General features: G+C 68.4%; 9 protein-coding genes and 1 tRNA gene. 6 read left to right on the forward strand and 4 right to left on the reverse strand.

The features are described 5' to 3' along the window. Positions 1-95: 95 nt before the first annotated feature. A complete protein-coding gene (locus tag EV662_RS04785) occupies positions 96-2,453 on the reverse strand; it encodes an ATP-dependent helicase (protein WP_132460996.1) in 2,358 nt (785 codons plus the stop codon). A gap of 129 nt (positions 2,454-2,582) precedes the next feature. On the opposite strand from EV662_RS04785, the gene EV662_RS04790 reads away from it, so the two are divergent. Both EV662_RS04790 and EV662_RS04795 read left to right on the forward strand, forming a co-directional pair. After that, the gene (locus tag EV662_RS04790) at positions 2,583-3,008 is read left to right on the forward strand and encodes a hypothetical protein (RefSeq protein ID WP_132460997.1); all 426 of its coding nucleotides are present in this window, start codon (positions 2,583-2,585) and stop codon (positions 3,006-3,008) included. A 107-nt stretch (positions 3,009-3,115) separates the two neighbouring features. Beyond that, on the forward strand, positions 3,116-6,559 hold the full coding sequence (locus tag EV662_RS04795) for a pyruvate carboxylase (protein ID WP_132460998.1): 3,444 nt from the start codon (positions 3,116-3,118) through the stop codon (positions 6,557-6,559). 41 nt (positions 6,560-6,600) lie between these two features. Here the strand turns inward: EV662_RS04795 and EV662_RS04800 are convergent, their stop codons facing one another. Beyond that, a complete protein-coding gene (locus EV662_RS04800) occupies positions 6,601-7,212 on the reverse strand; it encodes a VPLPA-CTERM sorting domain-containing protein (RefSeq protein ID WP_165915517.1) in 612 nt (203 codons plus the stop codon). 318 nt (positions 7,213-7,530) lie between these two features. Here EV662_RS04800 and EV662_RS04805 point away from each other — a divergent pair. Further along, positions 7,531-7,605, forward strand: a tRNA-Gly gene (locus EV662_RS04805). A gap of 54 nt (positions 7,606-7,659) precedes the next feature. On the opposite strand, the gene EV662_RS04810 is transcribed toward EV662_RS04805, so the two are convergent. Beyond that, entirely contained in the window at positions 7,660-8,358 is a 699-nt protein-coding gene (locus tag EV662_RS04810; RefSeq protein ID WP_132461000.1) for an NnrU family protein, read from the reverse strand. A 235-nt stretch (positions 8,359-8,593) separates the two neighbouring features. Here EV662_RS04810 and EV662_RS04815 point away from each other — a divergent pair, with 235 nt between their 5' ends. Continuing rightward, the gene (locus EV662_RS04815) at positions 8,594-9,049 is read left to right on the forward strand and encodes a DUF411 domain-containing protein (protein ID WP_132461001.1); all 456 of its coding nucleotides are present in this window, start codon (positions 8,594-8,596) and stop codon (positions 9,047-9,049) included. Positions 9,050-9,061: 12 nt separating this feature from the next. Here EV662_RS04815 and EV662_RS04820 read toward each other — a convergent pair whose 3' ends face one another. Then, a complete protein-coding gene (locus tag EV662_RS04820) occupies positions 9,062-10,771 on the reverse strand; it encodes a di-heme-cytochrome C peroxidase (RefSeq protein ID WP_207903590.1) in 1,710 nt (569 codons plus the stop codon). A gap of 357 nt (positions 10,772-11,128) precedes the next feature. Here EV662_RS04820 and EV662_RS04825 point away from each other — a divergent pair, with 357 nt between their 5' ends. Both EV662_RS04825 and EV662_RS04830 read left to right on the forward strand, forming a co-directional pair. Beyond that, positions 11,129-11,335, forward strand: a complete 207-nt coding sequence (locus tag EV662_RS04825) for a hypothetical protein (protein WP_132461002.1) — start codon at positions 11,129-11,131, stop codon at positions 11,333-11,335. 303 nt (positions 11,336-11,638) lie between these two features. Beyond that, positions 11,639-13,354: an ATP-binding protein gene (locus EV662_RS04830; protein WP_132461003.1), complete on the forward strand. Its 1,716-nt coding sequence runs from the start codon at positions 11,639-11,641 to the stop codon at positions 13,352-13,354. Positions 13,355-13,387 lie beyond the last annotated feature (33 nt).

A 13,387-nucleotide genomic window follows, 5' to 3' on the forward strand; every position in this document is an offset into this window, starting at 1 on the left:
TCTCGTCATCCGCCCCGAAAGAAGGGTTAACACGCCCCTTCGGCCACGCCGTTTTTCCCTTGGATTTTCAATAAATTCCGCGTGCCGGACGCGCCCTAGAACGGTACGTCGTCGGCCTGTTCGGCGGCCACGACAAAGCGCGCGACGACCTTCTTCTCGCCGGCCTTGTCAAAGGCGATGTCCAGCTTGTCGCCCTCAATGCCCGTCACCGTGCCATAGCCGAATTTCTGGTGGAACACGCGCGCGCCGGTCTCATAGGCGGCCACCGCCTGGGCGTCGATGGTGATGGTGCGGCTTTCGCGCGGCTGGGCCATGGGCCGCGCCCCGCTGCGCGCCTGCAACCGTTTCCAGCCGGGCGAGTTGTAGACATTCGCGCTGGCCGCCGCCTGTTCGATGCCCGATTGCGCGGGCGCGGCCATCCCTCCGCCGTAAAGGCCCGGCGGGGTCAGGATATCCACGTGCTCTTCGGGCAGTTCGTCGATGAAACGGGACGGCAGCGCCGATTGCCACTGGCCATAGACGCGGCGGTTGGCGGCAAAGGAAATCGTGCAGACCTCCTCGGCGCGGGTGATCCCGACATAGGCCAGGCGGCGTTCCTCCTCGACGCCTTTCAGGCCGTTCTCGTCCATCGAGCGTTGGCTGGGGAACAGGCCGTCCTCCCACCCGGGCAGGAAGACCACGGGGAATTCCAGCCCCTTGGCGGCGTGCAGCGTCATGATGGAAATCTTGGCGCCCTGTTCCTCGGTCTCGTTGTCCATGATCAGGGCCACGTGTTCGAGGAACCCTTGCAGGTTCTCGAATTCCTCCAGCGCCTTGACCAATTCCTTGAGGTTCTCCAGCCGCCCCGGCGCCTCGGGCGTCTTGTCGTTCTGCCAGTGTTCGGTATAGCCGGATTCGTCGAGGATACGCTCGGCCAGCTCGATATGGCTTTCGCGGGCATCCAGCGCCGCGCCGTGCCAGCGGCCGATCCCCTCGATCAGCTTGCGCAATTCGCCCGCGCCCTTGCCGGTGATCCCGCCGGTTTCGATCAGCAGCCGCGCGCCCACGACCAGCGGCACGCCGTTCGTGCGCGCCATCTGCTGGATCTTCTGCTGCGCCTTGTCGCCAAGGCCCCGTTTCGGCGTGTTGACGATGCGTTCGAACGCAAGATCGTCCTCGGGCGACACGGCGAGGCGGAAATAGGCCATCGCGTCGCGGATTTCCATGCGTTCATAGAAGCGCGGGCCGCCGATCACGCGATAGGGCAGACCGATGGTCAGGAACCGGTCCTCGAAGGCGCGCATCTGGTGGCTGGCGCGCACCAGGATCGCCATGTCGTCCAGCGAATAGGGCCGCATCCCGCGGGTGCCCGCCTGCATCGCCTCGGCCTCTTCGCCGATCCAGCGGGCCTCTTCCTCGCCGTCCCAATGGCCGATCAGGCGGACCTTTTCGCCCTCGTCCGCCTCGGTCCATAGCGTCTTGCCCAGCCGGCCCTTGTTGGCCGCGATCAATCCGCTGGCGGCTGCCAGGATATGCGGGGTGGAGCGGTAATTCTGTTCCAACCGGATCACCTGCGCGCCCGGGAAATCCTTTTCGAAGCGCAGGATGTTGCCCACCTCGGCGCCGCGCCAGCCATAGATCGACTGGTCGTCATCGCCCACGCAGCAGATGTTGCGATGCCCCCCCGCCAGCAGGCGCAGCCACAGGTACTGGGCGACGTTGGTATCCTGGTATTCGTCCACCAGGATATAGCGGAACCAGCGGCGGTATTGCTCCAGCACGTCGGGATGCGCCTGGAAGATCGTCACGACATGCAACAGCAGGTCGCCGAAATCGACCGCGTTCAGGGTTTTCAGGCGGTCCTGGTAGGCGGCATACAGCGCAACGCCCTGGTTGTTGAAGGCCGCGGATTCGCCCGCGGGCACCTGTTCGGGCGTCCAGGCGCGGTTCTTCCAGTGGTCGATGATCCCGGCCAGTTGCCGCGCGGGCCAGCGTTTCTCGTCGATATGGGCCGCGACGATCAACTGTTTCAGCAGGCGGATCTGATCATCGGTGTCGAGGATGGTGAAGTTCGATTTCAGGTCCACCAGTTCGGCATGCCGGCGCAGCAGTTTCACGCAGATCGCGTGGAAGGTGCCCAGCCACGGCATCCCCTCGACCGTCTGGCCCATCAACCGGCCCACCCGCTCCTTCATCTCGCGCGCGGCCTTGTTGGTGAAGGTCACGGCCAGGATTTCATTGGACTGCGCGGACCCGGTGAACAGCAGATGCGCGATGCGCGTGGTCAGCGCCTTGGTCTTGCCGGTGCCCGCCCCCGCCAGCATCAGCACGGGGCCGTCCAGCGCCTCGACCGCCTGGCGCTGGGCGGGGTTCAGGCCATCCAGATAGGGCGCGGGGCGCGCCGCCATGGCCCGGGCGGCCAAGGAGCTTTGCGCGGCGGCCTCGAAGGCCTCGGAGTCGTCGATGGGGCACATGTTTGGCAATCTAGCGCGGGTCGGATCAGAGTTAAAGGCGTGTTCGCAGAATGTTCTGACCGCGCCGCGCATCCCGGCGCAACCCCGCCCGCCGGTTGCCTTTTCGCGTGAAACGGGAATAGTCGGGGCATGACACAGGCTCGCGCCATCGCGATGATCCTGGGGCTGGCCGCCCTCGCCGGCTGTGCCGCGCCGCCCGACCGCGCGCCCGAGGGTCTGCGCCCGGTCGAGGCGGTGCCGCTGCCGGCCGAGCGCATTGCCGGGACCGGCCCGGCCCCGGTCGCCGACCTGCGCCCGATCCCGCCGGGCCCGCGCGCCGAGGCGGCGAAACAGGCGGCGGCCGCCGCCATGGCCACCCCGCCGCCCGAGGCGCGGCGGACCTGCACCGCCGAATTCGCCACCCGGTTCCGCCTGCCCGACGCCGCGGTCCTGATGGGCGAACAGGGGCGCACGGCGGCGGGCTGGTTCGTCGACCTGGGCAGGCCGGACAGCGACCGAACGTGGCGCTGCCAGACCGATCCGGCGGGCCGGGTGGTGACCGTCACCCCGCGCTAGCTGGGCCGACGCCCCTTGCGCCGCCCCGGCGCCAAGATATACCGATATGACACTTCCCCCGCGCGCCACCCGCGCCGGACGGACCGATCCAACAAGGAGGCCCGCCCTTGACCGAATTCCGCAAGATCCTGATCGCCAACCGCGGTGAAATCGCCATCCGCGTGATGCGCGCCGCCAACGAGCTGGGCAAGAAGACGGTGGCGGTCTACGCCGAAGAGGACAAGCTGGGCCTGCACCGGTTCAAGGCGGACGAGGCCTACCGGATCGGCGAGGGGCTGGGCCCGGTGCAGGCCTATCTCTCGATCGACGAGATCATCCGCGTGGCCAGGATGTGCGGCGCCGACGCGATCCATCCGGGCTATGGCCTGCTGTCCGAGAACCCCGATTTCGTCGAGGCCTGCGAAGCCGCCGGCATCGCCTTTATCGGGCCCAGGGCCGAAACCATGCGCGCGCTGGGCGACAAGGCATCGGCCCGCAAGGTCGCGATCAAGGCCGGCGTGCCGGTGATCCCCGCGACCGAGGTTCTGGGCGAGGACATGGACGCGATCCGCGCCGAGGCCGACGCGATCGGCTATCCCCTGATGCTCAAGGCGTCCTGGGGCGGCGGCGGGCGCGGCATGCGCCCGATCAACGGCCCCGACGAGCTGGAGGACAAGGTGCGCGAAGGCCGGCGCGAGGCCGAGGCCGCCTTCGGCAACGGCGAAGGCTATCTCGAAAAGATGATCCTGCGCGCCCGCCACGTCGAGGTGCAGATCCTCGGCGACCAGCACGGCAACATCTATCACCTGTGGGAACGCGACTGTTCGGTGCAGCGCCGCAACCAGAAGGTCGTCGAACGCGCCCCCGCCCCCTACCTGTCGCCCGCCCAGCGCGAACACCTGTGCAATCTCGGCAAGAAGATCGCCGAAGAGGTGAACTACGAATGCGCGGGCACCGTCGAATTCCTGATGGATATGGAGACGGGCGAGTTCTACTTCATCGAGGTGAACCCCCGGGTGCAGGTGGAACACACCGTCACCGAGGAAGTCACCGGCATCGACATCGTGCGCGCGCAGATCCTGGTGGCCGAGGGCAAGAGCCTTGTCGAGGCCACCGGCGTGGCCAGCCAGTATGACGTGGAATTGCGCGGCCACGCCCTGCAATGCCGGATCACCACCGAGGATCCGCTGAACAACTTCATCCCCGATTACGGCCGGATCACCGCCTATCGGGGCGCCACGGGCATGGGCATCCGGCTCGATGGCGGCACCGCCTATTCGGGCGCGGTCATCACCCGCTATTACGACTCGCTTCTGGAAAAGGTCACCGCCTGGGCCCCCACCCCCGAGGCCGCGATCGCGCGGATGGACCGCGCCTTGCGCGAATTCCGCATCCGGGGCGTCAGCACGAACATCGCCTTCGTCGAGAACCTGCTGAAGCACCCGACCTTCCTGAACAACGAATACCACACCAAGTTCATCGACCAGACGCCGGAACTGTTCCGTTTCGAAAAGCGGCGCGACCGGGCGACGCGGCTGTTGACCTATATCGCCGATGTCACCGTGAACGGGCACCCCGAAACCGAAGGGCGCGCCCGCCCGCCCGCCGAGGCCAAGACGCCGCGCCCCCCCGAGAACCGGCGCGAAAGCTATGCCCCCGGCACCCGCCAGATCCTGGATGAATTCGGCCCGCAGGCGGTGGCCGACTGGATGGCCGAGCAGAAACAACTTCTGCTGACCGACACCACGATGCGCGACGGGCACCAGTCGCTGTTGGCGACCCGGATGCGGTCCATCGACATGATCCGCGTGGCGCCCGCCTATGCCCACAACCTGCCGCAGCTGTTTTCCGTGGAATGCTGGGGCGGCGCCACCTTCGACGTGGCCTATCGCTTCCTTCAGGAATGCCCGTGGCAGCGGCTGCGCGACATCCGCGCGCGGATGCCCAACCTGATGACGCAGATGCTGCTGCGCGGGTCGAACGGGGTGGGCTATACCAACTATCCCGACAACGTGGTGCAGGGCTTCGTGCGTCAGGCCGCCGACACCGGCGTCGACGTGTTCCGCGTGTTCGACAGCCTGAACTGGGTCGAGAACATGCGCGTGGCGATGGACGCGGTGATCGAGACCGGCAAGGTCTGCGAGGGCGCGATCTGCTATACCGGCGACATCCTGGACCCCGACCGCGCGAAATACGACCTGAAATACTATGTCGAGATGGGCAAGGCGCTGCGGGACGCGGGCGCCCATATCCTGGGGCTCAAGGACATGGCGGGGCTGTTGAAACCCGCCTCGGCCACGGTGCTGTTCAAGGCCCTGAAGGAAGAGGTCGGCCTGCCGATCCATTTCCACACCCATGACACCAGCGGGATTTCGGGCGCCACCATCATCGCCGCCGCCGAGGCGGGCGTGGACGCCGTCGATGCCGCGATGGACGCCTTCTCGGGCGGCACCTCGCAGCCCTGCCTGGGCTCCATCGTCGAGGCGATGCGCAACACGCCGCGCGAAACCGGCCTGGACATGGACGCGGTGCGCGAGATTTCCGATTACTGGGGCCAGGTGCGCGCGCAATACGCCGCCTTCGAATCCGGCATGCAGATCCCCGCGTCCGAGGTCTACCTGCACGAGATGCCGGGCGGCCAGTTCACCAACCTCAAGGCGCAGGCCCGCTCCCTGGGGCTGGAGGACCGCTGGCCCGAGGTCGCCAAGACCTATGCCGACGTGAACCGGATGTTCGGCGATATCGTCAAGGTCACGCCATCGTCAAAGGTGGTGGGCGACATGGCGCTGATGATGGTCAGCCAGGGCCTGACGCGCGCCGACGTCGAAGACCCCGACAAGGACGTGGCCTTCCCCGATTCCGTCATCGACATGCTGCGCGGCAACCTGGGCCAGCCGCCGGGCGGGTTCCCCCCGGCCATCGTCCGCAAGGTGCTGAAGGACGAAAAGCCCAACACCGAACGCCCGGGCAAGCACCTGCCCCCGGCCGACCTGGACAAGCTGCGCGCCGAGTTGTCGGCGCAGTTCGAGGACCTGAAATTCGACAACGAGGACCTGAACGGATACCTGATGTATCCCAAGGTCTTCACCGACTACACCGCGCGGCACACGCAATACGGCCCCGTGCGCACCCTGCCCACGCGCACCTTCTTCTACGGCATGGAACCGGGCGAGGAGATCACCGCCGAGATCGACCCCGGCAAGACGCTGGAGGTGCGCCTGTCCGCCGTGGGCGAGACCACCGAGGAAGGCGATGTGCGCGTCTTCTTCGAGCTGAACGGCCAGCCCCGCGTGATCCGCGTGCCCGACCGCAAGGCCAAGGCCCAGGTCGCCAAGCGGCCCAAGGTGGAACTGGGCAACCCCGCCCATGTCGGCGCGCCGATGCCGGGCGCGGTGGCCTCGGTCGTCGTCAGCCCCGGCCAGAAGGTCAAGGAAGGCGACCTTTTGCTGACCATCGAGGCGATGAAGATGGAAACCGGCCTGCATGCCGAACATGACGGCACGGTCAAGGCCGTCCACGTGACCCCCGGCGCACAGATCGACGCCAAGGACCTGCTGGTCGAATTCGAATGACCCCCGGCGGGCCGGGCTGACCGGCCCGCCAGGTCTGTGGCCTAGCGCGTCTTGCGCCGGGCAGCGGCACCCAGCGCGCCCAGCGCCGTCAGGATCAGCACGCCGCCCGCCGGCAGCGGCACCGCCGACGGCGTGGCGCCCGTCGTGACCGAGACGCTATAGCTCTTCTGACCCGGTTGAAACTGGGCGACCAGCGGACCGTTCAGGTCCGGGACCGCGAACGTGACCTCGAAACGGCCGCCGTTCAGCAGGACGTTGAAGTCGTAGACGGACGTGTCGGAGAAATCGCGGTCGATGTCGGTCCCGAAGGACAGGGTTTCACCCGGATCGAAATCGGTGACCTGGAACACGATCTCGTCGGGGCGCATCCCGCCGCCGGGGTAACAGGTGCCGACCTCGGGCGTTGTGAACCCAAGGGTGCCGCCCGCGGGCGCCACCGGGTTGCTGACGCAGTCGAAATTGTAGGCGGTGTTGCCGATGACGGCCCGGCCGCCGGTGATCGTGGCCGCGCTGGACGTGTTCGCCAGCGAAAAGACCGGCCCGTTCGCCTCGCCGGAAATGGTCAGGTCGAACCCGACGGTCGCCGCCCCGGCCGCCCCGGCCGCCCCGGCGAGGGCCGTCGAAACGACGGCCATGGTGATGAGTTTTTTCAAGATCGTTACCCCTTGCACGAATTGAATATGGCGGAATAGCGGCACCATCGCGGCGAAAGTTCAATCGCAATCGCGCGCCCGCCCCGCCACCGGCGCGCGCCAAACGTCGCAGCCCCCCGGGACCATGGACAATCGTGGAAATCGGCCGGGGTTGTCCCCGGAACCGGGGCCGATCGACCGCCCGCCCGCGCGGCGGCGCCGGTCGGCCCGGCCCAGGCGACGGATCGGCAAAGGGCATCGCAAAAAATTTCCCGCAGGCGTATTTTTCTCCTTGCAGCCCCCGGCCCAACTTTATAAATCACGCCTCACCCAATGGATGCGGGCGTAGCTCAGGGGTAGAGCATTACCTTGCCAAGGTAAGGGTCGTGAGTTCGAATCTCATCGCCCGCTCCAATTTTCTCACCGATATCAGGCGGTTCGGGCCATCGCGATCCAAGTGTCCGCAGGTCAGACCGGCGCGGGCAGCGGCGAGAGGCCGATCACCGGGCCATGCGCCCAAAGCAGCCCCACCCACAGCGCAAGGCCAACGCCCAGCCGCCGCAGGTCCGGCGCGCCCGCGGGGCGCCAGCGCCCGGCCAACAGCGCGGCCAGCGGCAGGATCGCGGTGCGGGCCGCCATCCGCTGCCAGTGCTCCGCCCCCATCAGACGCCGCATCCGCCGGTCGATGATGCGCATACCCGCAAGCGCGAACCCCGCGAACCCCCCGAACACCAGCACATGCGCCAGGTCGGGATTGGCCAGCGCATGCGCCCCCGCCCACAGCGCCAGCGCCCACAGCAACGGGTGGCGCGTCAGCCCCACGATGCCCGGCCTGTCGGGATCGAACAGGCCGTTGCGCGCGCCCCCGAATCCCAGCGGGTTGGGCACGGCGGTGCCAAAGGCGATCAGCAGGCAGACCACCGGCATCACCAGGGCCGGCACCCAGGCCTGCCATGCCGCCCAGGGCAGCAGCGGCACGAACGGGGCACGGCCCGCCGCGACGATCAGCCAGGCCAGCATCGCCACCGACAGCGCCGAATAGGCCAGCAGATAGCCCCGCGGCCCCAGCGACGCCGTCAGCCGGGCCTTGACCGGCGGCTGCACCGGCAGCGCGTGCGAGCCAAGGAACGCCGCGAAGGCCAGCGCCAGTTCGCCCCAGCCCGCCATCACGCCGCGCCCCTTGCCCGCAGGCGCGGGCCGCACTCCATGGCTGGGATCAGGCGCATCGGCGGCCCCTTCGGCTGGCGTTGCAGCGATTGTTACACAGGCCCGGCGCGCCGCGAAACGGCCAAGGCGGGCCCGCATCACCCGGACGTGATCGGCCGCGCGCCGCGGGGCACTGGACGGAAGGGCCGCACGGCTGGCAGCATCGCACCACCATTCCCGGGAAAGGACACCCGCCATGCGCCCCGCTGCCCCGCTTGCCGCCCTGCTGCTCGCCGCCACCGCCGCCCCGGCTCTGGCCGAGGGGCCGGCGATCCATGTTTTGAAGACCAGCGGTTGCGGCTGTTGCGTGGCCTGGATGGACCACCTGAAGGCGCACGGCTTCGCGGTGACCGCCGAGAACGTGCCGGGCGGCACCCTGGTGCAGCACAAGATCGACAGCGGCGTGCCCCCGGCGATGACCTCGTGCCACACGGCGCGCGTAGACGGCTACGTGATCGAGGGCCACGTGCCCGCCGCCGACATCCTGCGAATCCTGTCCGAACGGCCCGCGGCGGTGGGGCTGGCGGTGCCCGGCATGCCCTTCGGCTCGCCCGGCATGGGGCCGGAGTCGCGGCGCGAGGCCTATGACGTCCACCTGATCGGCCCGGCGGGCACGACCGAGATCTTCACCCGCTACGACGCCGCGGGCTGAGGCCGCGCCCGCTCAGATCGACTTGAGATATTCCAGCAGGGCGCGTTTCTCGGCCTCGGGCAGGGTCGTGCCATAGGGGTGGCCGCAGCGGCTGTTGCCGCTGTCCAGCGCCGCGCAGCCCGTGGTCTCGATCACCTGTCCGAACCCCGGCTGATCGGTGGCGATGCCGACCGCCTCGATGTCGTAGACCGGGCCGGGGGTATAGGCCGCGAGACGCTCCTCGGGCGGGGTCAGCAACTCGCGCAGGCTGGGAACCGACCCGTTGTGCAGATAGGGCGCCGCGGCCCAGATCCCCTCCAGCACGCGGGCGGCGTATTTGCAGCCCGTTTCGCCCGATTCCAGCCCCGTGCCCGCCGCCCCCATCGGGAAGGCCCCGCGCAGGTCGTCGAACTGGGCCATGAAGTCGGCCTGATCCGCCCCGCCCGCCTCTTGCCCCAGCCCCGCCGGGCCGAAGGACGTGGCCTGCTGGATGATCGCGCCGATCACCGCCACGCCCAACACCTCGAAGGCCGGGGCCTCGGCGCCCAGTTCGTCGCGCAACAGCGGGATCCTGGCACCTTCCAGAACGCCGGTCTGCACCCTGCGGCCCAGGATCGCGCATTCACGGGTGTCGGTGCCCACGTCCAGGATCGGCGTGGCATAGGTGCTGTGGAACAGCGCGCGGCGCTCGCCCCGCCGCTTGCCGTGGCAGGCCACGCAGCCTCCCGCCGCGACGGGCCGGTTGAACACCGCCTGGCCTTGCCGGACCAGCTCGCGGTCCAGCGCCCAGGGCCAGCGCGGCGCGCCGATCTCCCACACCCAATCCTCCAGCGCGCGCAACCCGTCGAAATTGGCCGAATTGCGCGAGATGTAGTCATGGCCGAAGACAAGCCCGGGTTTCGTCGCCGGGTGGAACTCTCCGAACACGCCGTAGACCTCGCCCAGGTTGCGGGCGAGGCCCAGCAGGTCGTTGCCGTTCTCGGCGAACCCGGGCCATTGCGTGCGGTCCTGCCGCGCGGCGTTCCACAGGAACGGATAGCGCGTCGGCGCATCGGCCAGGGCGATGTTGTCGGGGATCAGGTAATCCTCGGTCTCGGGGCCGATATCCAGCCCCGCCAACCGGTTGAAGATCATCGACACCGCGTCCAGCCGCCCCGGCCCCCAGGCCGGATCGGGCAGGGACCGCGCCATCAGCGTGTGAAAGCGCAGGCTCCAGGTCTCGACCGCTTCGCGCAGCGCGGCGGTATCGCCATCCGGCCCGGCAACCTCGGCGGCAAAGGCGTCAAAGGCGGCCGCATCGTCCAGCAACGCCAGGACGGCCGCATCCAGGTCCGCAAGGAACGCCTGAAAATCCACCATCGCCGGGCCGCCATCGACCCGGTAGGCGGTGCCGTTCACCTCGATCTCGCGGGTGTGGCAGGCCGCGCAGGTCATGCCCACCGCCATGTCGGCGCCGCGGCCATTGGTGGTGAACCCCACCGGCAGGTCATCGTCCAGCCGCCCCGGCATCGGCAGATAGCCATAGCGCGCCAGCGCGTCCTGCAGGAACGGCGCCCCATCGGGCAGACGCAGCGCCCGCATCCAGGCCAGCGGCATGATTCGCGAACCCTGGTCCTGGGTGTAGAAGGCATCGCGCAGGGCGGGCGTCCAGTCGTCGCCCTGGTCGACGAACACCGTCTGCGCCGCCGCCGCCCCGCCGAACCCCGACAGCAGAACCATCGTCGCCAGTGCGCGCAATTTCATGGCGTTTCTCCCGTTCCCTAGGGTCAAAGGGTCGCATGGCGCGGCAGGTATTGCCAGAGAATTGGGCAAACGCGCAGAATTCTCGATCATTTCACGGGAATTCAGCGCCCTGCGACATCGCGCACACCCGGCCGGAACAGACTGCAACCGCCGACCTCAACCCCTTGATTCGACTTGTGGTTGTCATGCACGCAACGGGTAGCCGCATGCGCGAAATTGCATCTGGACTTTATTTGCTAGTGGCAAGTAAGGTCACCCCTGCGGATGGCGCGGCCCCTCGCCGACAGCCCCCCGCGCCGGTGGCGTTCATGGTTGCAGTGGTGGGAAAGGAACCCGGTCGAAAAGGATACGAGGAAGATGCAGCAGGACGGGCAGGACGCGCTGGAAGAGGTTGCCACCACCCTCGAGGAACTGCAGTCATACCTGACCGCCGTCGAAACGCGGCTGGGTATCCGCGAGCCGCAATTCGCGCAGGTCCGTCGCGAACTGGCGACGCTTGCGGGGCTGGTGCGCTCGGGGCTTGCGCGCAGACCCACCCACCTGCGGCTGGTCAAGGCGCAGTAAACCGCCCCACCCGCACCCAAAAACACCGGCGCGCCCTGCGCCGCGGTGCTCTCCGTGCTGCGGCCGCACGCGCCCCCTCCCCCGACGCGTGCCCGGGAATGCGTGCGCCGGGTCCGGGAACCGGGCATACCCGCGGCGATCGCGCCCTCGCGCCATCGACCTTGGATCGCGTTCATGACAAACCTGTCGCCCACCGGACCGGCCGCTGGCCCGGGACAAACGGTATGCGCCGTGACATGGTGAAACCGGTTCGACTCGCGCCGAACCGGCCCCGGGCCCCGGCGCGACGGCGAAAGGCAGAGGATGACACGCGATCGCAAACGGGAACTGGACCGCCTTCGCGCGCTCAGCGCGTCCAGCTATCCCGAATTGCTGACCGAAACCGCGCTGGTGCTGATCTGCGTGACGGTGGGCGCGGTGGCCTATCAGCTGTGGTGGCTGTTCGCCTGGTACGCGGTGCAATACACGTTGGTGGCGGGCGAACGGGTGTTGCTGAAATCCACGCCCGACTGGAACTCGCGCGGGTTCTTCGCGGTCGTCGTGGCGCTGAACCTGTTGATCGGCAGCAATTTCGCGCTCTTGTCGGTGCTGCTCTGGCAGGTCGACGACCCGGTCTACAAGTTCGCGGTGATCGCGCTTCTGGTGGGCTCGACGCTGAACACCTTTCTTGTGCGCACCAAGGTCTGGCAGTCGATGCTGTGCTATGTCATCCCGAACGGGGTGGCGGTTTTCGTGATCGCGGCCACCTTCACCGGGCCAGGCTACCAGGTGCGCGACGCGGTCGCCGGCATGGTGATCGCCGCGGCGCTGGTCATCTACCTGCTGGTCTCGGTGCTGCGGGCCTATCGTTGGCATGACGGCTATGAAAAGACGCGGCTGAACCTGGAACTCGCGCGCCGGTCCGAGGCGATCGGCCGTCTGACCGGCGGGATCGCCCATGATTTCAACAACCTGCTCTTCGTGATCCTGGGCAACCTGGAGGCGCTGCGCGAAAGCGCGGGCAGCCCCGCCCAGCGCGACCTGATCGACGCGGGCATCCGCGCGACAGAGCGCGGCGCCGACCTGACCGGCAACATGCTGCGCTTTGCCCGGCAGGCGAACCTGACGCCGCGCGTCGTGGACCTGAACGCCGTGGTGGCCGAACTGACCCGCTTCGCCGCGCGCACCCTGCCCGACAACATCGTGATCGAAACCGACCTTGCCCCCGACCTGTGGCGCGTCGAGGTGGATGCCAGTTCGACCGAAAGCGCGCTGTTGAACATGGTGCTGAACGCGCGCGACGCGATGCCCGCGGGCGGCCGGATCCGGATCGTCACCGCCAACGAGACCCTTTCCCGGGCCGTGACCCTGCCCGGCGCGCGCCGCCTGCCCGCGGGGCGCTACGTCACCGTCGCGATCGAGGATGACGGCCAGGGCATCGCCGAACAGGACCTCGCGCGGGTCTTCGAACCCTTCGCCACGACCAAGCCGAACGGCACCGGGCTGGGCCTGGCGATGATCGACCTGTTCATGCACAAGTCGGGCGGCGGGGTCAGCGTCACCTCGGCCCCCGGGGCGGGCACGACGTTCCGGCTGTATTTCCGCGCCCGCCGCGACAAGGGGCCGGTCCCGCGCCCGGTCGCCGTCGGCACGCCCCGGACGGCCCGAAGTGGTGCGCGCATCCTGCTGGTCGAGGACGAACCCAACGTGCGCGAAACACTGCTGCGCACGCTGGAAAGCAGCGGCCATGACATCGTGCCGGTCCCCAGCGGCGACGCGGCCTGGCGGCTGTTCCAGGACGACCCGGGCTTTGACCTGGTCATCACCGACGTGGTGATGCCGGGCGCGCTGCAGGGGCCGGCCCTGGCCGAGCGGCTGCGGCAAATGCGGCCCGATCTGCCGGTGCTGTTCCTGTCGGGCCACGATTTCGGCAGCTTCGACCGCCACCCGGGCGTTCGGCCGGACGATATCCGCCTGGCGAAACCGGTGCGCCGAAGCCGCCTGATCGAGGCCATCTCGACCGCGCTGGCAGGCGGATAAATGCGCAGGTCTTGCCCCCTGCACGGATCGCTG

This window comes from Rhodovulum marinum (assembly GCF_004343075.1).
In the GTDB taxonomy this organism is placed as follows: domain Bacteria; phylum Pseudomonadota; class Alphaproteobacteria; order Rhodobacterales; family Rhodobacteraceae; genus Rhodovulum; species Rhodovulum marinum.

Excerpts from the sequence above, each read along its gene's own strand:
- EV662_RS04810 (WP_132461000.1), bottom strand. The coding sequence starts at position 8,358 with ATGGCGGGCTGGGGCGAACTGGCGCTGGCCTTCGCGGCGTTCCTTGGC.
- EV662_RS04785 (WP_132460996.1), bottom strand. The coding sequence starts at position 2,453 with ATGTGCCCCATCGACGACTCCGAGGCCTTCGAGGCCGCCGCGCAAAGC.
- EV662_RS04820 (WP_207903590.1), bottom strand. The coding sequence starts at position 10,771 with ATGAAATTGCGCGCACTGGCGACGATGGTTCTGCTGTCGGGGTTCGGC.
- EV662_RS04815 (WP_132461001.1), top strand. The coding sequence starts at position 8,594 with ATGCGCCCCGCTGCCCCGCTTGCCGCCCTGCTGCTCGCCGCCACCGCC.
- EV662_RS04790 (WP_132460997.1), top strand. The coding sequence starts at position 2,583 with ATGACACAGGCTCGCGCCATCGCGATGATCCTGGGGCTGGCCGCCCTC.
- EV662_RS04825 (WP_132461002.1), top strand. The coding sequence starts at position 11,129 with ATGCAGCAGGACGGGCAGGACGCGCTGGAAGAGGTTGCCACCACCCTC.
- EV662_RS04830 (WP_132461003.1), top strand. The coding sequence starts at position 11,639 with ATGACACGCGATCGCAAACGGGAACTGGACCGCCTTCGCGCGCTCAGC.